The sequence below is a fragment of the Lysobacter humi (ex Lee et al. 2017) genome, from assembly GCF_054781815.1.
The window spans coordinates 427,097-443,885 of the sequence record NZ_BAAGTR010000012.1 but is presented as its reverse complement, the minus strand read 5'-3'; the positions used below and the strand labels follow the sequence as shown (position 1 = coordinate 443,885).

General features: G+C 71.4%; 17 protein-coding genes and 1 pseudogene. 8 read left to right on the top strand and 10 right to left on the bottom strand.

Features of this window, described 5'->3' with window-relative positions:
* Nucleotides 1-891 carry a dienelactone hydrolase family protein gene (locus tag ACYVJJ_RS13100; protein ID WP_460834195.1) on the top strand — a complete coding sequence of 297 codons (891 nt, stop codon included), beginning with the start codon at nucleotides 1-3 and terminating at the stop codon, nucleotides 889-891.
* Between the two features lie 43 nt (nucleotides 892-934).
* On the opposite strand, the gene ACYVJJ_RS13095 is transcribed toward ACYVJJ_RS13100, so the two are convergent.
* The 3 genes from ACYVJJ_RS13095 to ACYVJJ_RS13085 all read right to left on the bottom strand — a co-directional run bounded on the left by ACYVJJ_RS13095 (nucleotide 935) and on the right by ACYVJJ_RS13085 (nucleotide 4,273).
* Nucleotides 935-2,245, bottom strand: coding sequence for a PQQ-dependent sugar dehydrogenase (locus ACYVJJ_RS13095; RefSeq protein WP_460834193.1), 1,311 nt, complete (start codon nucleotides 2,243-2,245; stop codon nucleotides 935-937).
* Nucleotides 2,246-2,460: 215 nt separating this feature from the next.
* Nucleotides 2,461-3,513: an oxidoreductase gene (locus tag ACYVJJ_RS13090; protein WP_460834192.1), complete on the bottom strand. Its 1,053-nt coding sequence runs from the start codon at nucleotides 3,511-3,513 to the stop codon at nucleotides 2,461-2,463.
* 193 nt (nucleotides 3,514-3,706) lie between these two features.
* A complete protein-coding gene (locus ACYVJJ_RS13085; RefSeq protein ID WP_460834190.1) occupies nucleotides 3,707-4,273 on the bottom strand; it encodes a GAF domain-containing protein in 567 nt (188 codons plus the stop codon).
* Between the two features lie 237 nt (nucleotides 4,274-4,510).
* On the opposite strand from ACYVJJ_RS13085, the gene ACYVJJ_RS13080 reads away from it, so the two are divergent.
* Complete coding sequence (locus tag ACYVJJ_RS13080; RefSeq protein WP_460834189.1) at nucleotides 4,511-4,690, top strand: hypothetical protein; 180 nt, start codon at nucleotides 4,511-4,513, stop codon at nucleotides 4,688-4,690.
* A 65-nt stretch (nucleotides 4,691-4,755) separates the two neighbouring features.
* On the opposite strand, the gene ACYVJJ_RS13075 is transcribed toward ACYVJJ_RS13080, so the two are convergent.
* On the bottom strand, nucleotides 4,756-5,496 hold the full coding sequence (locus tag ACYVJJ_RS13075) for an RES family NAD+ phosphorylase (RefSeq protein ID WP_460834187.1): 741 nt from the start codon (nucleotides 5,494-5,496) through the stop codon (nucleotides 4,756-4,758).
* Nucleotides 5,497-5,595: 99 nt separating this feature from the next.
* Here ACYVJJ_RS13075 and ACYVJJ_RS13070 point away from each other — a divergent pair, with 99 nt between their 5' ends.
* The 6 genes from ACYVJJ_RS13070 to ACYVJJ_RS13045 all read left to right on the top strand — a co-directional run bounded on the left by ACYVJJ_RS13070 (nucleotide 5,596) and on the right by ACYVJJ_RS13045 (nucleotide 12,028).
* The gene (locus tag ACYVJJ_RS13070; RefSeq protein WP_460834185.1) at nucleotides 5,596-6,633 is read left to right on the top strand and encodes a magnesium transporter CorA family protein; all 1,038 of its coding nucleotides are present in this window, start codon (nucleotides 5,596-5,598) and stop codon (nucleotides 6,631-6,633) included.
* Nucleotides 6,634-6,654: 21 nt separating this feature from the next.
* On the top strand, nucleotides 6,655-9,105 hold the full coding sequence (gene rnr / locus ACYVJJ_RS13065) for a ribonuclease R (protein ID WP_460834183.1): 2,451 nt from the start codon (nucleotides 6,655-6,657) through the stop codon (nucleotides 9,103-9,105).
* 313 nt (nucleotides 9,106-9,418) lie between these two features.
* Entirely contained in the window at nucleotides 9,419-10,180 is a 762-nt protein-coding gene (gene rlmB / locus ACYVJJ_RS13060) for a 23S rRNA (guanosine(2251)-2'-O)-methyltransferase RlmB (RefSeq protein ID WP_460834181.1), read from the top strand.
* Entirely contained in the window at nucleotides 10,177-10,488 is a 312-nt protein-coding gene (locus tag ACYVJJ_RS13055) for a CBU_0592 family membrane protein (RefSeq protein WP_460834179.1), read from the top strand. Before rlmB ends, ACYVJJ_RS13055 begins: the two co-directional genes overlap by 4 nt.
* Before the next feature lie 182 nt (nucleotides 10,489-10,670).
* Complete coding sequence (locus ACYVJJ_RS13050; protein ID WP_460834693.1) at nucleotides 10,671-11,246, top strand: sigma-70 family RNA polymerase sigma factor; 576 nt, start codon at nucleotides 10,671-10,673, stop codon at nucleotides 11,244-11,246.
* Nucleotides 11,247-11,248: 2 nt separating this feature from the next.
* Nucleotides 11,249-12,028: an anti-sigma factor gene (locus ACYVJJ_RS13045; protein WP_460834177.1), complete on the top strand. Its 780-nt coding sequence runs from the start codon at nucleotides 11,249-11,251 to the stop codon at nucleotides 12,026-12,028.
* Nucleotides 12,029-12,374: 346 nt separating this feature from the next.
* Here ACYVJJ_RS13045 and rnt read toward each other — a convergent pair.
* The 6 genes and pseudogenes from rnt to pstB all read right to left on the bottom strand — a co-directional run.
* Nucleotides 12,375-12,971: pseudogene (gene rnt / locus ACYVJJ_RS13040) on the bottom strand (ribonuclease T); the annotation flags it as partial.
* A 60-nt stretch (nucleotides 12,972-13,031) separates the two neighbouring features.
* Nucleotides 13,032-13,796, bottom strand: a complete 765-nt coding sequence (locus ACYVJJ_RS13035; RefSeq protein ID WP_460834176.1) for an HvfC family RiPP maturation protein — start codon at nucleotides 13,794-13,796, stop codon at nucleotides 13,032-13,034.
* The gene (locus ACYVJJ_RS13030; protein ID WP_460834175.1) at nucleotides 13,786-14,655 is read right to left on the bottom strand and encodes an HvfB family MNIO-type RiPP peptide maturase; all 870 of its coding nucleotides are present in this window, start codon (nucleotides 14,653-14,655) and stop codon (nucleotides 13,786-13,788) included. Before ACYVJJ_RS13030 ends, ACYVJJ_RS13035 begins: the two co-directional genes overlap by 11 nt.
* A 6-nt stretch (nucleotides 14,656-14,661) precedes the next feature.
* The gene (locus tag ACYVJJ_RS13025; RefSeq protein WP_460834173.1) at nucleotides 14,662-15,039 is read right to left on the bottom strand and encodes an HvfA family oxazolone/thioamide-modified RiPP metallophore; all 378 of its coding nucleotides are present in this window, start codon (nucleotides 15,037-15,039) and stop codon (nucleotides 14,662-14,664) included.
* Nucleotides 15,040-15,243: 204 nt separating this feature from the next.
* Complete coding sequence (gene phoU, locus ACYVJJ_RS13020; protein ID WP_460834171.1) at nucleotides 15,244-15,939, bottom strand: phosphate signaling complex protein PhoU; 696 nt, start codon at nucleotides 15,937-15,939, stop codon at nucleotides 15,244-15,246.
* 28 nt (nucleotides 15,940-15,967) lie between these two features.
* The gene (gene pstB, locus ACYVJJ_RS13015) at nucleotides 15,968-16,774 is read right to left on the bottom strand and encodes a phosphate ABC transporter ATP-binding protein PstB (RefSeq protein WP_460834170.1); all 807 of its coding nucleotides are present in this window, start codon (nucleotides 16,772-16,774) and stop codon (nucleotides 15,968-15,970) included.
* Nucleotides 16,775-16,789: the final 15 nt, after the last annotated feature.

Here is a 16,789-nt window from a genome sequence, read left to right as displayed (position 1 = left end):
ATGCGCGAGCGCAAGACCGTCGACGACTTCCCGCCCGAAGTGCTCGGGCTGTTCGATCGCTACGTACACGGCCTGATCGACCGCCGGGCCTTCCTCGCGGGCGCGGCGCGCTTCGCCGTCGGTGCGACCACCGCGGCAGGGCTGCTGGCCGCACTGAGCCCGAACTTCGCGCAGGCACGGCAGGTCGCGCCGGACGACGCGCGCCTGGATGCGCGCTCGATCGACTTCGATTCACCGCAGGGCTACGGCCGTGCGCGTGGTTACCTGGTGCGGCCGGCGAAGGCGGCGGGCCGCCTGCCGGTGGTGCTCGTCGCGCACGAGAACCGCGGGTTGAACCCCCACATCGAGGACGTCGCGCGACGCCTTGCGCTCGAAGGCTTCATCGTCCTCGCGCCGGACGCGCTGCACCCGCTCGGCGGCTACCCCGGCGACGAGGATGCCGCGCGTACGGCGTTCGGCAAGCTCGACGCCGGCAAGACGCGTGCGGACTTCATGGCCGCCGCGGACCTGCTCACGCGGATCGACGGCGGTAACGGGCGGCTCGGCGTGACCGGCTTCTGCTGGGGTGGCGGCATGTCGAGCTACCTCGCCACGCAGCGCGACGACGTGCTCGCGGCCGCGCCCTTCTACGGCCCTGCACCTGCGCTCGAGGACGTGCCGAGGATCCGCGCGCGCATGCTCGTGGTGCTGGCCGATCGCGACGAGCGCATCAATGCGGGCTGGCTGCCGTTCCGCGACGCGATGGAGAAGGCCGGCGTGCTCTACAGCCTCTACCAGCCGCCGGGCACGCAGCACGGCTTCCACAACGACACCACGCCACGCTACGACGAGGCCGCGGCGCGTGAGGCCTGGCGCCGGCTGGTGGACCTGTTCGATACCACGCTGCGGTGACTGCGAGGCGGCGGTCCCGCGGCGTCGATGCCGTTGCCGGTGCTCAGTCGCGCGGCGCCGGCGCGACGCGCCAGACCGCATTGCCGACGTCGTCCGCGACCAGCAGCGCGCCATCGCGTGCAATCGCGACGCCCACCGGCCGGCCCTGCGCGCGGCCGCGCGCATCGACGAATCCCGTCAGCACCTTACGCGGCAGCCCGCTCGGGCGGCCGTCGACGAACGGCACGAACACGACCTCGTAGCCACTCAGCGGCTTGCGGTTCCAGGAGCCGTGCAGGCCGACGAACGCGCCCGGGCCCCAGCCGGCGAGCGTGCTCGACGTATTGAAGGCGAGGCCGAGCGGCGCGACGTGGTTGCCGAGGCCGTAGTCCGGCACGCGCGCCCGCGCGACGAGATCGGGACGCGGCGGCGTGACGCGCGCATCGACATTCGCGCCCCAGTAGCTCCACGGCCAGCCGTAGAACGCGCCCCGCTCCACGCGCGTCAGGTAATCAGGCACGAGGTCGTCGCCGAGCTCGTCGCGCTCGTTGACGACCGCCCACAGCGCGCCGTCCGGTCCCCACGCGAGGCCCACCGGATTGCGCAGCCCGCTGGCGAACACGCTGCGCGTGCCGCGTTCCGGGTCGATCTCCAGCACCGCCGCGCGATCATGTTCCGCTGCCATGCCGTTCTCGCCCACGTTGCTGTTCGAGCCGACGCCGACATACAGGCGTCGCCCGTCCGGCGAGGCGAGCAGGCTCTTGGTCCAGTGGTGGTTGAGCTCGTCGCCGGCGCCCGGCAGGTCGACGACCTTTCGCGGCGGCGCAGCGATGCGCGTCGCGTCGGGCGTGTAGGGCAACACCACAAGCGCGTCGGCATTCGCAACAAAGAGCCGGTCGCCCACGAGCGCCATGCCGAACGGCGAGCGCAGCCCATCGACGAGCACGTGCCGCACCTCCGCGACGCCGTCGCCGTCGACATCGCGCAGCAGGTGGATGCGATCCGCGCTCGGCACGCCCGCGCCGGTGCGCTTCATCACCGCCTTCATCGCGACGCCCTTGAGGCCACGGATGCCGCTCTTGCCGGCCGGCGCATTGCTCTCGGCCACCAGCACGTCGCCGTTGGGCAGCACGTGCAGCCAGCGCGGATGCGCGAGGCCGGTCGCGAACGCACGGACCTGCAGGCCGGCGGCGGGACGCGGCATCGTGCCCGCGGCCCAGCCGACGGCCGGCGCGATGTCCACGCGCGGGATCACGCGTTTCTCCGGCGCGGGGAGGGTCGGGCGCGGGCCGACACCGGTCCCGTCGCGCGGCGTCTCCGAGCGCGCGCAGCCGGCGGCGACGAGGAGCACGAGCAACAGGCGATGCAGGGCCATGGCGGACTCTCCGGGCGTCGGGCGCACTGTCGGTCGGGGGACGTGGGTGGGATGCGAACGGACGGGCTGCCATGCCCGCATCGTTCGATGGGGTTACGGCGCGGATCGCGATGCGGATTCGATGGCGGTTCCGCCGCGCAGGTCGCATCGGCCGCGCGTCGCTACGGCCCGGCGCACGGCGCGGATCCGTGCCGCGCCGCGACACGTGCGGGCGCTCAGGGCACCGAGGGCAGCCGTACGACCCGTCCCTCGTCGGCGGAGCGCTGCGCGGCCTCCAGCACCGCCATCACCTGCAGCGCGTCGCCGACCGGCACGGGTACCGGCGCCGCGCCCGCGATCGCATCGACCAGCTGCGTGTAGAAGCGCGACTGGTCGCCGCGGATCGCCTCATGCAGGCGCATTACGCCGTCCTCGCCGTGGCAGCGCAGCGGGTCGGCATCGAGTCCCCAGTCGGCGTCGCCGGGCCGCAGGCCGTCGATCAGCTGGCGCTCCTGTGGGTCGGGCAGGGCCTTGACCAGGCTGCCGCGCGTGCCGTGCACCCGGAATCGTGCGCCGGGGGCCGCCCCGAGCATTCCCGCATGCAGCACCGCGCGCGCCTCGCCGAAGGCGAGCACGACATGCGCCCAGTCGTCGCTCAGGGCGCCCTCGCGCTGCCGCGCGAAGCTCGCCTGCACGGTGTCCGGCCGGCCCATCAGCAGCAGCGCCTGGTCGACCAGGTGCGGACCCAGGTCCCACCAGAGCCCGCTCGCCGGCCCCGGCCGCTCGCGCCAGCGGTCGCGGACCTGCGGGCGGTGCCGCTCGATGCGCGATTCGAGGTACCGCACAGTGCCGACGTGGCCGGCGTCGATGGCCGCGCGGACCGCGAGGAAGTCGCTGTCCCATCGCCGGTTGTGGAAGACCGACAGGATCCGGCCGGCTCGCTGCGCGCTGGCGGCGAGCGCCCGGGCCTCGTCGAGGGTCGGCGTCAGGGGCTTGTCCACCACGACGTGCTTCCCCGCGCTCAGCGCCGCGTCGGCGAGCCGGTAGTGACTGGCATTCGGCGTCGCGACCACGACCAGGTCCACGCCGGCATGCGTCGCGGCCTCGATCGGATCGGCGAGCACCACGGCATCCGGAAGGTCGGCATGCACGCGAGCGGCGTCGCTCGAGGCGACGTACGCCAGCCGGAGCGTCGGCACGGCACCGATGAGTGGCGCATGGAACGTGCGGCCGGCGAAGCCATAGCCGAGGAGCGCGACGTGGAGTGGGGCGGTGGCGGTCGGGATCATGGGTTAGTGCGGATGGCGCATCGCGGCGACGCCACAGGCGCGGTCGGAACCATCGCGCCCGGGCCCGCCGGCGCGGAGGTCGGCGGCGCGCGTTCCGCGTCGCAGTGTTCGTGCAGGTGGCGCGGTGCAGGTTCGTCGACACGCGATCGCGTCGCCTTTCCGCTGCGGCGCGCCACGCGGCCTGCCCGTGCGGTCACGCCCGCTCGCCGGCGTGTTCCATCGGCGTCGCGCCCGGCATGTCGCGCGCCAGCAGCCCGCTGATGAACTTGGCGGCGAGGTGGAGCGTGTGCTCGTCGATCGCGTCGAAGCCGTCGGGCCGGTCGGACACCGACTTCAGCACGCCGATCGCCCGGATGCCCTGCAGCAGCGGCACCACCATCATCGAGCGCGCGCCGATCTTCCGGCAGGCATCGATATTGACGCGCGTATCCGTCTCGACGTCGCGGCAGTACAGCAAGGTGGCGTGCTCCACGCACAGCCCCGACAGGCTGCCCGCGACGGGGAGGCGCAGGCCCACGAAGGGCGCCACCGTGCCGGTGGCGGTGTGGTAGACCATCGACGGGCCGTCCTGCAGCTCGAGCACGGCGCCCACGCCGCGCGTCAGGCGCTCCACGTTCGCGACGATTTCCGGAATGAGCACGCCCCCGGGGAGTGCGCGCGAGCTCAGGCTGCCGAGTACCTCGACAAGTTCCAGCAGCCGATCGCGCTCGCGGCGGATGTCGTCGCTGGAGCGGTCGGCAGGCGGGGCGATATCGGGCATCTGGAAGCATTCTTTCCCGGCGCGGTGCAGCCGTTCGCCCGACCGGTGTACCGCGACTCCGCTAGCCTCGCAAGCCGACCGATGCCGTATGCGTCCGATTGCCGCGGCTCGACGCGCAGGTATGGGATTGGCACACGATGAACGGGCTGGAAATCCGCCGCGAATTCCACGCGGGCTTTGTCGAGGTTTTCACCGCCGGTGCGGGACGCTCGGACCACCTCCCGAGGATCGAGCACCATGAGCAAGCGAGAACTGATCGAGCCGAATCCGGGCGACAAGCGCTACGTGCGCCGCGACGAGAAGGGCCGCTTCAAGGAGTCCGACGACGTCAGCCGCTCGCTGTCGCAGGACCAGAAGCGCCAGGCGAAGGCCAGCGCCGGCCCGGGACAGGGCGACCGCGGCGACCGTCGCCACTGACGGCGCGGATCGCGTCGGCATACCCGGAACCCGCGGAGCGATCCGCGGGTTTTTCTTGGGCGCGCTCAACCCCCGACGATGCGTCGCAGTCGGTCGTCGATCTGCAGCGGGCGCGTCTGCACGTGCTGGATGAGTGGTGCATCGACATGGGCCGGATTGATGATCACGTTGCAGGCCTCGTCGCAGAGCGCGCTGGGCACCTGCAGCGCGAGCGAGCGCCGCGAGCGCACCCAGTCGTCGCCCACGTGCTGCACCTCGGGGCGATAGGGCCGTTCGCGCCAGCCCTCGGGCGTGTCCTCGAGCAGCTCGAGCCGCTCGCGTGGAACCTCCGCGCTCGCGAGCCAGGCCGACTCGGGCGGCGTGTCGCAATGCGCGAGGAACTCGAGCAGCGCGGTCGTCGCGGACTGCGAGGCATAGATCGCGGGTACGTCGTCGGACGTCCAGCGCCCGCCACCGCTCGCGGCGTCGGCGCCGAACGGGCGCTCGCGCTGGCTCTCGCCGACCACGCGGTAGACGGTCACCGTCGCCACGCCGGACGCTCCAGCCTGCGCGCCGGCCGCGCTCGGCGCGGCCGTCGAGCCCGACATGAAGCTCGGCGGATCGCTCGCCGGGAAGCTCTCCTTCGACGCCTCGTCGACGTCGCCGCCCTGCGTGCCGGCGGGCGATGCCTGCGGGCTCGTCACCGTGGGCGACGGCGCCGGCGCGGCGGTCGAGCCGGACATGAAGCTCGGCGGATCGCTCGCGGGGAAGCTCTCCTTCGAGGCTTCGTCGACGTCGTTGTGCGGAGGCGTAGTCGGGGTCTGCATGGGCGGCTCGCTTAGGGTCCGCGGCTGCCGCGCGGCAGCCGTCACAGCCGCTACTCATAGCAGTGCGAATGCTAAGGCGCCGAGAAGCCGGAGGCCGCCATGACGACCGGGTCCACGCGCGACGCGCCCGATGCCACGCCGTCATCTGAGCTGCGTATCCGCGTGATGCTGTTCGAGCGCGATCGCGCCGCGCGCGAGGTCGAGCCCGACACGCTCGCACGCCATGCGCAGCCGTCCGAGCAGCAGTTGCTGTGGGTCGACGTCGTCGCACCGGACGGCCCGCCGGACGGGCTGTCGGTGCTCGGCGTGGAGCTGCCGGCGCTCGAGCCCGAGAGCGGTGCGGACGCCGGCCTGCTCGTCGCCGACCGCTGGAAGTTCCTCTATGTGCGGGCGCTCAACTGGCACGAGGGCGAGCGACCGACCGGCATCCCGGTCACGGTCGCGCTCGGCGACAACATCGTGATCACCCAGCGGCGCGGCCCCGCGGAGTTCATCGACACGGTGCTCGACAACGCGCGCGACCACCTGCGCGTCGGCCATCTCGAATCGGCCGTGTTCGCCATGGCGCTGCTCGACCGCATGCTCACCGACTACCTCGACGCGCGCGACGCCTTCGAGAACGCGCTCGACCGCCTCGAGCTGACGATCCTGCGGCGCCCGCGGTCGGCGCATCTGGCTGAACTGCAGCGCATGCGGCACCTCGCCTCGCGCCTGCGTCGACAGCTCGCGGCGCAACGCGATGTCTTCGAGGCCCTCGGCAGGCCCGATTTCGACCCGGGGCAGTCGCGCGATGCCGAGCGCGCCTGCCGGCTCATCAGTCGACGCTACACGGCGGCGATGGGCGCGATGGAAGCGGCGCGCGAGCTCGTCGCGGGCAGCTTCGAGCTCTATACCTCGCGCGCCGCGGAGAGCACGAGCCAGGCGATGCATACCCTCACGGTGGTGACGGTCGCGATGGGCCTGGCGGCCACCATCGCCGCGGTGCTCGGCATGAACTTCAATGTTCCCATCTTCGAAACGGGCACGCGCGGCTTCGTGGTCGCGCTCGCGGTGATCGGCGCGGTGATTGCAGGCTCGACCGGCTGGGCGGTCCTGCGCCTCCTCCGCAGCGGGCGCCAACCGACATCCTCTTCATGAACGTGTGAGACGATCCTGTTCATGAAAGGAAAGTCTCCCAAGCGCGGCGGTTCCGCCGCAGGTACCGGCCGCGGTCGCGGTCCGGGCAAGTCCCCCGGCAACAACACGAGTGGCGCGGCGAAGAAGGGCCCGCGTGGCGGCCGCGATGTCGCCGGCGGCGGTGCGCGTCCCCCCTGGATGCCCGCGCCGCCCCCGCCGCTGCGCGCTGCATCCGGCAAGGCCGAGCGGCCCCTGAAGGATCCGAAGGCCGACCGCGAGGCCGCGCGCTACGAGAAGCCCATCGCCTCGCGCGAGATGATCCTGCAGCTGCTCGCGAGCGCCGAGGGCCCGCTGCCGGCCGACGCGATCGCCGAACAGCTCGGCATCGCCGACGACGAACGCATGGAGGCCCTCGGCTTCCGCCTGCGCGCCATGCTGCGCGACGGCCAGCTACTGCAGAACCGCAAGGGCGGCTTCGTGCCGGCGCAGGTCGTCGACCTGATCCCCGGCGTGGTGATCGCCAATCCCGACGGCTACGGCTTCCTCAAGGCCGATCCCGGCCACGGCACCGACCTGTTCCTCGCGCCGTCGGAAATGCGCAAGGTGATGCACGGTGATCGCGTCCTCGGCAGCGTGACCGGCGTCGACCGTCGCGGCCGCCGCGAGGGCGGCATCGTCGAGGTGCTCGAGCGTCGCCTCACGCGCCTGATCGGGCGTTTCGAAACGCGTGCGGGCATCGGCTTCGTGATTCCGGACGACCGCCGCATCCAGCAGGACATCCTGATCCCGCCGGATGCACGCGGCGAGGCGAAGGACGGCCAGCTCGTCGTGGCCGAGATCACCGAGATGCCCGACGGCAAGCATTCGCCGATCGGGCGGATCCTGACGGTGCTTGGCGATCGCCTCACGGCCTCGCTCGCGGTGCAGGCGGCGATCCACGGCCATGACATCCCGCACGAGTTCCCCCAGCAGGTGCTGGAGCAGGCCGCGGCGATCCCGATCGAGGTGGACGAGACGACCGCGCTCGGCCGCGTCGACCTGCGCAAGGTCCCGCTGGTCACGATCGACGGCGAGGATGCGAAGGACTTCGACGACGCCGTCTGGTGCGAGCCGAACCGCGACGGCTTCCGGCTGATCGTGGCGATCGCCGACGTCTCGCACTACGTGAAGGTCGGCACGCCGCTCGACGACGAGGCTTCGAGGCGCGCGACGTCCGTGTATTTCCCGGGTTTCGTCGTGCCGATGCTGCCGGAGACGCTGTCGAACGGCATCTGCTCGCTCAAGCCCAAGGTCGATCGCCTGTGCTTCGTCTGCGACATGCAGGTGGACCGCAAGGGCTTGGTCATCGGCTCGCGCTTCTACGAAGCGGTGATGCATTCGCATGCGCGCCTGACCTATACGCAGGTCTGGAACGCGATCGGTGATGACGTGACCGACGAGGCGCAGGCCGAGGCGCGCGGTATGGTCGGCGCGCTGATGCCGCAGATCCAGGACCTGCACGACCTGTTCAAGTGCCTGGCGCGCGCGCGCGAGAAGCGCGGCGCGATCGAGTTCGAATCGGGCGAGGTCCGCTTCGTGCTCGGTCCGCAGGGCGACGTGCTGCAGGCCGGCATGCTCCAGCGCAACGATGCACACAAGCTGATCGAGGAGTGCATGATCGCCGCGAACGTCGAGGCGGCGAAGTACCTCATCGAAAAGGACGTGCCGGCGCCGTACCGCATCCACGAGCGGCCGCCGGAGCAGAAATACGAGGACCTGCTCGAATTCCTGAAGGAATTCGGGCTGCGCATGCCGCCGTGGGCGAAGGTGGAGCCGAAGGATTTCACACAGCTGCTCAAGAAGATCCGCGATCGCCCCGACGCCGCGCTGCTGGAGTCGGTGCTGCTGCGGAGCCAGTCGCTCGCGGTCTATTCGCCGGGCAACGTCGGCCACTTCGGCCTCGCGCTCGAGGCGTATGCGCACTTCACCTCGCCGATCCGCCGCTATCCGGACCTGCTCGTGCACCGCGCGATCAAGCACGCGCTCAGCGGCGCCAAGCCCGAGAAGTTCCGCTATTCGCCGAGTGCGATGGCCCAGCTGTCGCTGGAATGCTCGGAGCGCTCGCGCCGAGCGGACGAGGCGCAGCGCGAGGTCGACGAACGCTATCGTGCCGCGTGGATGGAGCAGCATGTCGGCGGCGAGTTCGAGGGCGTGATCAGCGGCGTGACGAGCTTCGGGCTGTTCATCGAGCTCGACGGCTCGAAGGTCAACGGGCTCGTGCACGTCACGCAGCTGCCGAACGACTTCTACCACTTCGACCCGATCCGCAAGACCCTCACCGGAGACCGCCGCGGTAAGGAATACCGGCTCGGCGACCGCGTCACGATCGTCGTGCTCAAGGCGAGCGTCGAGGACCGGCGCATCGATTTCCGGCTGGTGGAGGAGGGTGGTGGACTCAAGCCGCCACCGCCGCGCGGGCAGCCGGCCAAGCGGGTCAAGAAGGCGTACGGCTAGTCGCGGCAGGGCGATGGGGGCGGCGACCTGCGAGGCCCGCCGCTCCGTCCGACGACGGTGGCGGTGCGCCGCCACGGGACGCGCCGGCCGCGTGGCAGCCCGCGTGATCGCGATGATTTCGAGCGACCGCGGCAGCGAGGCAGTCCGGGCGTGTCTTGTCCGATGGGCTCGCCCTCGTAGGGCACCGCGTTCGCGACGGCCAGGGTTCCGACTCGCGGTTCCGCGTCCGTATGCCACGGCGGGCGGCCGCGCGCCGCGCGCCGCGACCCGCCGGCGCGTGGCCCATTTCGTTGCCTGCGCGCACAATAGGCCCATGAGCAAGCAGAACCAGTGGATCGCCGGCATCAACGCCGTGGGCGCCGCGTTGCAGAACGATGCGGAAAACGTGCGCGAGGTGCTGGTCGAGGCCGGCGCGAAGAATCCGCGCCTGCAGGAGATCGAATCGCAGGCACGGCGCATGGACATCCCGGTGCGCCGCGTGGCCACGCAGGCGCTCGACGGCACGACCGGCGGGCTGCGCCACCAGGGCGTGGTCGCGCGCTACGTCGCCGCACGCACGTGGTCGGAGAGCGAGCTGACCGAGCTCGTCGAGTCGGCGCAGGGCCGCGCGCTCGTGCTCGTGCTCGACGGCGTGCAGGACCCGCACAACCTCGGCGCCTGCCTGCGCAGCGCCGCGGCGGCCGGCGTGACGGCCGTGGTGATCCCGAAGGACAAGTCGGTGCAGGTGAATGCGACGGTACGCAAGACGTCGGCCGGTGCGGCCGACGCGGTGCCCGTCGTGCCGGTCACCAATCTCGCGCGCGCGATGCGCGACCTGCAGCAGCAGGGTGTCTGGCTCTACGGGCTGGCGGGCGAGACGGACGCCTCGCTGTACTCGGTCGACCTGCGAGGTAACGTCGCGCTCGTGCTCGGCGGCGAGGCCGACGGGCTGCGCCGGCTCACGCGCGAGAACTGCGACGGCCTCGTTTCCATCCCGATGCCCGGTGCGGCCGGTACGGGCGTCGAGAGCCTCAACGTCTCCGTCGCCACGGGGATCACGTTGTTCGAGGCCGTGCGGCAGCGGAGCCTCGCATGACGACTGATCCGGTCATCGCGCTCGCGTGGTACGACATCGTCGGCCTCGGCGGCACCGTGGCGATCCTGCTCGCCTATTTCCTGCTGCAGGCCGGACGGCTGCGCGGCGACGGGCTCGTCTACCAGCTCCTCAACCTGTTCGGCGCCGCAGGCGTGCTGGTTTCGCTGCTCGGCACGTTCAACCTTTCGGTATTCCTGCTCGAACTCGCATGGGTGGCCGTGAGCGCCTACGGGATCGTGCGCGGGCTGCGGGCGCGCCGGGTGCGCCGCGCGCAGTCGCGTGGCGAGGTGCCGCCAGGCGGGCCCTGACCGGCTCGCAACCTTCGCCTGCATCCGGTAGGAGGCCGTCGACGTAGAGACCAGGGAACGCGCCGTATCGCGCGTGCGCTTGCCGGGGTGGAGCGGTGCGTGGCATAACCGTTCAGCCTTTGGCGTCGTCAGTCGGGGGCCCGATGTATCTCCAGTCCAGTCACTGCTTCACCGGGGCCTTCATGCTCACCACTGCGCCGCCTTCGGGCGAGACGGACGCCGACGCGTTCGCCGGATTGCTTGCTGACGTCGCCCAGGGCGACCGCAGCGCCTTCGAGCGGCTGTACCGTCTGGCGTCGCCGCGCCTGTTCGCCATCTGCCTGCGCCTTCTGCCGGATCGCGCGGAGGCGGAGGACGTGCTGCAGGAGGTGTTTACCTCGCTCTGGCACAAGGCCGACCAGTTCGATCCCGGTCGCGCCAGCGCGATGGCCTGGATGTCGATGATCGCGCGTAACCGGGCGATCGACCGGCTGCGCTCCCCGGGCCACGCGGTCCGCACGACGGCGCTCGAACTCGGCGACGAATTGCCCGATGGCGGCGACACACCCATCGACGCGGCGGAGGCGTCCACCGAGCGCGAGCGCCTGCAGCGGTGCCTGCAGCGTCTTGACGACCGTCGTCGGGGACTCATCCGCACCGCGTTCTTCGAAGGTGCGACCTACGAGGAGCTGGCGACGCGCAGCGGCGCGCCGCTCGGCTCGGTGAAGAGCTGGATCCGACGCGGCCTGCTCCAGCTGCGTGCGTGCCTGGAGGCATGACGATGCGCGAACACGACATTGATCGCGATCCGCCCTCCGCGGACCTCTTCGCCGCCGAATATGCGCTCGGCGTGCTCGATGCCGCCCGGCTTCGCGAGGCACGCGAGCGTGCGCGTCGCGAGCCTGCGTTCGCGCGGCTCGTCGATGACTGGACGCAGCGGCTCGACGCCGTCAACGACGAGCTCGCACCCGTCGAGCCGCCGGTGCACGTCTGGCCGCGCGTGCGTAGCCGGCTGGGCTGGTCGCCGGTGGCGGGCGGTGCCGACCGCGGCCGCCTGCGGTTGTGGCAGGGCGCCACCGCGGCGGGCTTCGCGACCGCCGCCGCGCTCGCTGCCGTGGTGCTGATGCGTCCGCAGGTGGCGCCGCAGCCGCAGCCTGCCCCGCCCATCGTGCAGGCGCCGACGCCGGAACCCGCGCGCGTGGCGCAGGGCCTCGCCGACATGCCGCTGCTGCCGGTCACCAAGCTCGTGCACGACGACGGCTCGCCGGCGTTCCTCGCCAGCATCGACCGCGACAGCGGCGGCATGTGGCTCGTGCCGATGCCGGGCGGGACCAAGACGGGCGACCGCCTGCCGGTGCTCTGGCTGATTCCGCAGGGCGGCACGCCGCGCGTGCTCGGCTTCGTCAACGTGCAGCATTCGCACTGGGTCGAGGTGCCTAAGGAGATGCGCGGCGAGCTTGCCGGCGGTTCGGTGCTCGCCGTCACGCTCGAGCCGGCCGGGAAGACGCCGCCGCAGGCGCCGTCGTCGGCTCCGGTGGCGACGGGCGGGATCACGCTCTGATCGGATGAGGATCGGCGCGGCATCATGCCGCGCCGGATGCGTCGCCGCATCGGGGCGGCGCGGCTCATGGCGGTCGCAGCGCCCATCCTGGCGCGCCGGCGGCGACCGAGGCCCGCGCCCGCGCCACGGCGTTGCCGGTCGTCGATCGGGAATGCGTGCCGGCATCGCGCAGTGACGTCGCGAAGGCGCGACGCAGACTTCGTCGCTACATCCTGCCTCCATCACACGCGCGCCTGCATGCCGCCGACGCTCCGCGGCTTCAAGGAAGCTGCGGATCCCCGGCAGACGCTGCAGCCCGGTGCTCGATCGCCGCAGCCGGCTCCGCCGCCGCGCGCCTGCCGAGCATCGGCCACGCGTTCACGATCCCGCAGAAGAGCTCGGCGGTGCGCTCGGCGTCGTACACGGCCGAATGGGCCTCGGCGGCGTCCCACGGAATCGCCGCGGCCTGAAGCGCGCGGCCGAGCACCGTCTGCCCGTACGCCACGCCCGCGAGCGTGACCGTGTCGAAAACACTGAACGGGTGGAACGGATTGCGCGGATGCCTGGAGCGCGCGACCGCCGCGTTAAGGAAGTTGAGGTCGAAGTGCGCGTTGTGGCCGACCAGAATCGCGCGCTGGCAGCCGTGCTTCTTCATCGCTGCGCGGATCGGCGTGAACACGACCTCGAGCGCTTGGCGCTCCGGCTTCGCGTCGCGGAAGGGGTGGTCGATGATGATCCCGGTCACTTCGAGCGACTTCGGATCGATCTCGGTACCCGCCGCCGGAACGACATGCGCGCTGGTGGTCGGGCCGGGCACGATGCGCCCGTCCGCATCGAGGTCGAGCGGTACCGCCGCGATCTCGAGCAGGGCGTGCCGGTTCCAGTCGAAGCCGCCCGTCTCGACGTCGACGACGACGGGCAGGAAACCGCGGAAGCGCGAAGCGAGCGTGGGCGGGGCGGACACGGGGAGGCGGGGCGGTCCGGACGGCGGGCGCAAAGCCTAGCAGACGCCTCCGCGGTGCCGTCAGCGACGGGTGCCGAGCAGGGTGCCGTCGGCGCGCAGGGTCTCCAGCATCGTGGCGCCCTGCCGCACGAACGCGGAGGTGTCGGGTGCCGCGGCTTCGGCGGCGAGTGCTTCCAGGAGCGCCTGGCCCGTCGCCTCCGGCGCCTCGTCGACGAGTTGCAGCAGCCGGTACGTGAGCGGGCTCAGCGCGCTGAAGGCGATGCCCCCGTCGGGCATGCGCCGCACCAGCAGGAGCGTGAGCTCCGGCGCGACCGGCACCTGCCCCGGGGCGATGCGATGCACGGGCCAAGCGTAGGCGAGGGGCTTCGCGAGGGGCGACAGCGCAGGCCGGCCGGCGAGGAGATCGCCCTGCAAATCGTGCGGCACATCGTCGATCGAGGCCTCGCTGATCTGAAGCGCCATCTCGATCCATTCGTAGTGCGCGAGCTCGGGCAGCCATGGCGGATCGCCGCGGTCGGATTCCGCACGCGATTCGAGATACCGCAGCAGCTCGCGCGCGAGCTCGGTGAACAGCGGCGTGCGCGCCGGATGCTCGCGCATGAAGTCGCGTACGAGGGCATGCCAGGCGGCATCGCCAAGCGTCGCGCGGATCACGGGAAAGGCCTGCGCGAGCATGCCCTCGATGCCGTTGTAGAAGAGCTCGGCGTAGATCTTCAGGCGGCGCGGTTCGATGCCCGCCGGCGGGGGTGCATTCTCGGGGTCGCGGATCCACGCGCCGAGTGCATCGCGCGCGGCGAGCCCACGAACGCCGGGCTCAGGCGGCACGACGGCGCATCGCGCTTGCTGCGGCCTGGCGACAGCGCACTTCCCCCAGTTCCGCGACGAGCTCGTCGAACGGCGGCAGGTTGAAGTCGCGCTCGAGCAGCGTCGGGCGCGGACCGAGCAGCGCATAGGCCTCGTCGAGCAGCGCCCAGACCGGATCGCTCACCGCGGCGCCGTGCGTGTCGATCTTGAGGTCGTCGGCCTCGTCGTAATGGCCCGCGACGTGGATGCACGCGACGCGCTCGCCGGGCAGCGCGCGCAGGAACCCGAGCGCGTCGTAGCGGTGGTTGGTCGCGTTGACGACGATGTTGTTGACGTCGAGCAGCAGGTCGCAGTCGGCGCGGTCGAGCACGGCGTTGACGAAATCGATTTCGGTCATCGCGCCCGGTGCGTCGGCGTCGAGCGTGGCGTAGTAGGAGATATTCTCGATGGCGATGCGCCGGCACAGCACGTCCTGCGTTCGCCGGATGCGCTCCGCAACGTGCTCGACGGCGGCGTCGTTGAAGGGCAGGGGCATCAGGTCGTAGAGCTGGCCCTGGGGGTCGCTGCAGGCGCTGAGGTGCTCGCTGTAGAGCGGTACGCGATGGCGGTCGAGGAAGCGGCGGAGCTTGAGCAGGAACGTCTCGTCGAGCTCGCCGGCGCCGCCGAGCGACAGCGAGAGACCATGGCAGATGATCGGATGGCGCGCCGCGAGGTCCTCGAAGGCCTCGCCGAGCGCGCCGCCGACGCCCATCCAGTTCTCGGGGGCGACCTCGAGGAAGTCGAAGTCGCCCGGTGCAGCCGCCCGCAGCGGACCCAGCAGGGCCCGCCGCAGGCCGAGGCCGACGGCGTCAGGCGCGAGCGTGGCGACGGCGGCCGTCATCGGCGATCAGGCGGCGCCGCACTTGCCTTCGGCGGCCTTCGTGTCGCCAGCCTTCTTGTCGCCTGTTGACGCGCCGCACTTGCCCTCACCGCACTTGCCTTCGCCACACTTGCCCTCCGCCGCCTTGGCGTCGGCCGCCTTGGCGCTGGCGCCGCACTTGCCCTCACCGCACTTGCCTTCGCCGCACTTGCCCTCGGCGGCTTTGTGGTCGGCGCCGCACTTGTGCTCGGCGGTCTTGGCATCGTCCTTCTTGGCGGCGGCCTGGGCATCGGCGCCGAGCATGTAGCCCTGCGCGAGCGGGGTGGCGGCGAACGCCGAGCCGGCGAGGAGCAGGCTGCCGGCAACGGCGGCGGCGAGGGCGGGGGACTTCGTCGATCGGGACATGGGAACCTCGGGGTGGGTGGCGGCAGGGCCGCAAGGGTGTGGCGATGCTAGCGCGACGCAGGGCGCCGGACGGCCGGCACGGCCGCCGGGCGATGGATGCGCTCCACCGTCCCCTACCATTACGTGGACCCCGTGCCCCGGGATGCAGTTCCCCAACGACGACGGGCGGCCCCGAGGCCGCCCGTCCGGTCCCGCCTCGCTCGATCAGAGCGTGGCGGTATTGCTGCCGTCGGCCTTCTCGCGCGGCGGCAGCGGCTCCTCGCCGCGCACGAGGAACCAGACGTTCTCCGCGATGTTGGTCGCGTGGTCGCCGATGCGCTCGATGTTCTTCGCCATGAAGAGCAGGTGCGTGCAGGGCGTGATCGCGCGCGGGTCTTCCATCATGTAGGTGAGCAGCGCGCGGAACAGGCCGGTGTAGGCCGCATCGAGCTCGGCATCGGCGGCGCGGACACGTTGGGCGGCTTCGACGTCGCTGTCGCGGTAGGCGGCCATCACGTCCCGCAGCTGGCGCACGGCGAGTTGCCCGATGAGCTGCAGCGTCGCGATCTGCGGCAGCGCGGGCGCCGTGTTCAGCGCCATGGAGCGCTTGGCGACGTTCGCGGCGTAGTCGCCGATGCGCTCGATGTCGGACGCGATGCGGATGGCCGCGAGGATCTCGCGCAGGTCGCGCGCCATCGGGCCGCGCAGCGCGAGTTTCATGACATCGTGGCTGACCTCGTGCTCGAGCGCGTCGATCGCCTCGTCGTTGGCGATCACGCGCTCGGCGGCGCGGTCGTCGCGGCGCTGGACGACGTCGAGCGCGGCCTCGAGCTGCGATGCCGCCATCTCGCCCATGCGCAGGGTCTCCTCCAGGAGGCGCTGCTGCTCGGCGTCGAAGCTCTTGAGGATGTGGTCTGCCATGGCGTGTCGTCCTGCGTGGATCCGGGGATCAGCCGAAGCGGCCGGTGATGTAGTCCTCGGTCTGCTGCTTCGAGGGGTTCGAGAAGATCATCTCGGTGGTGCCGTGTTCGACCAGCTCACCGAGGTACATGAACGCGGTGAAGTCGGAGATGCGCGCCGCCTGCTGCATGTTGTGCGTCACGATGACGATCGTGAAGTCGCGCTTGAGTTCCTCGATCAGCTGCTCGATGCGGCTGGTCGAGATCGGATCGAGGGCGGAGGTCGGTTCGTCGAGCAGCAGCACGTCGGGGCGCAGCGCGATCGCGCGGGCGATGCACAGGCGCTGCTGCTGGCCGCCCGACAGGCCGAGGGCACTGGAATTGAGCTTGTCCTTGGCCTCGTCCCAGATCGCCGCCTGGCGCAGCGCCTGCTCCACGCGGTCGCTCATGTCCGCCTTGGAGAGCCGCTCGTGGTGGCGGATGCCGTAGGCGACGTTCTCGTAGATCGTCATCGGGAACGGCACGGGCTTCTGGAACACCATGCCCACCTTCGTGCGCAGGCGGTTGAGCGGGTACTTCGGGTCGAGCACGTTCTGCCCGTCGAGCAGCACTTCGCCGCTGGCGCGCTGCTTCGGGTACAGCGAATAGATGCGGTTGAAGACGCGCAGCAGGGTCGACTTGCCGCAGCCCGAGGGCCCGATCAGCGCGGTGACGCGCTTTTCGGGAATCTCGAGGTCGATGCCCTTCAGCGCACGTGCGTCGCCGTAGTGGAAGTCGAGTCCGCGCGCGGCGAGCTTGACCGGCGCGGCGGCGGTCGCCTCGCGTCCGGACACGTTGATACGGGGGGCGTCGTTCATGGCCGGCGTCCGGAT

Coding starts and splice junctions, on each gene's coding strand:
- ACYVJJ_RS13100 (WP_460834195.1), top strand. CDS start 1: ATGCGCGAGCGCAAGACCGTCGACGACTTCCCGCCCGAAGTGCTCGGG.
- ACYVJJ_RS13095 (WP_460834193.1), bottom strand. CDS start 2,245: ATGGCCCTGCATCGCCTGTTGCTCGTGCTCCTCGTCGCCGCCGGCTGC.
- ACYVJJ_RS13090 (WP_460834192.1), bottom strand. CDS start 3,513: ATGATCCCGACCGCCACCGCCCCACTCCACGTCGCGCTCCTCGGCTAT.
- ACYVJJ_RS13085 (WP_460834190.1), bottom strand. CDS start 4,273: ATGCCCGATATCGCCCCGCCTGCCGACCGCTCCAGCGACGACATCCGC.
- ACYVJJ_RS13080 (WP_460834189.1), top strand. CDS start 4,511: ATGAGCAAGCGAGAACTGATCGAGCCGAATCCGGGCGACAAGCGCTAC.
- ACYVJJ_RS13075 (WP_460834187.1), bottom strand. CDS start 5,496: ATGCAGACCCCGACTACGCCTCCGCACAACGACGTCGACGAAGCCTCG.
- ACYVJJ_RS13070 (WP_460834185.1), top strand. CDS start 5,596: ATGACGACCGGGTCCACGCGCGACGCGCCCGATGCCACGCCGTCATCT.
- rnr (WP_460834183.1), top strand. CDS start 6,655: ATGAAAGGAAAGTCTCCCAAGCGCGGCGGTTCCGCCGCAGGTACCGGC.
- rlmB (WP_460834181.1), top strand. CDS start 9,419: ATGAGCAAGCAGAACCAGTGGATCGCCGGCATCAACGCCGTGGGCGCC.
- ACYVJJ_RS13055 (WP_460834179.1), top strand. CDS start 10,177: ATGACGACTGATCCGGTCATCGCGCTCGCGTGGTACGACATCGTCGGC.
- ACYVJJ_RS13050 (WP_460834693.1), top strand. CDS start 10,671: ATGCTCACCACTGCGCCGCCTTCGGGCGAGACGGACGCCGACGCGTTC.
- ACYVJJ_RS13045 (WP_460834177.1), top strand. CDS start 11,249: ATGCGCGAACACGACATTGATCGCGATCCGCCCTCCGCGGACCTCTTC.
- ACYVJJ_RS13030 (WP_460834175.1), bottom strand. CDS start 14,655: ATGACGGCCGCCGTCGCCACGCTCGCGCCTGACGCCGTCGGCCTCGGC.
- ACYVJJ_RS13025 (WP_460834173.1), bottom strand. CDS start 15,039: ATGTCCCGATCGACGAAGTCCCCCGCCCTCGCCGCCGCCGTTGCCGGC.
- phoU (WP_460834171.1), bottom strand. CDS start 15,939: ATGGCAGACCACATCCTCAAGAGCTTCGACGCCGAGCAGCAGCGCCTC.
- pstB (WP_460834170.1), bottom strand. CDS start 16,774: ATGAACGACGCCCCCCGTATCAACGTGTCCGGACGCGAGGCGACCGCC.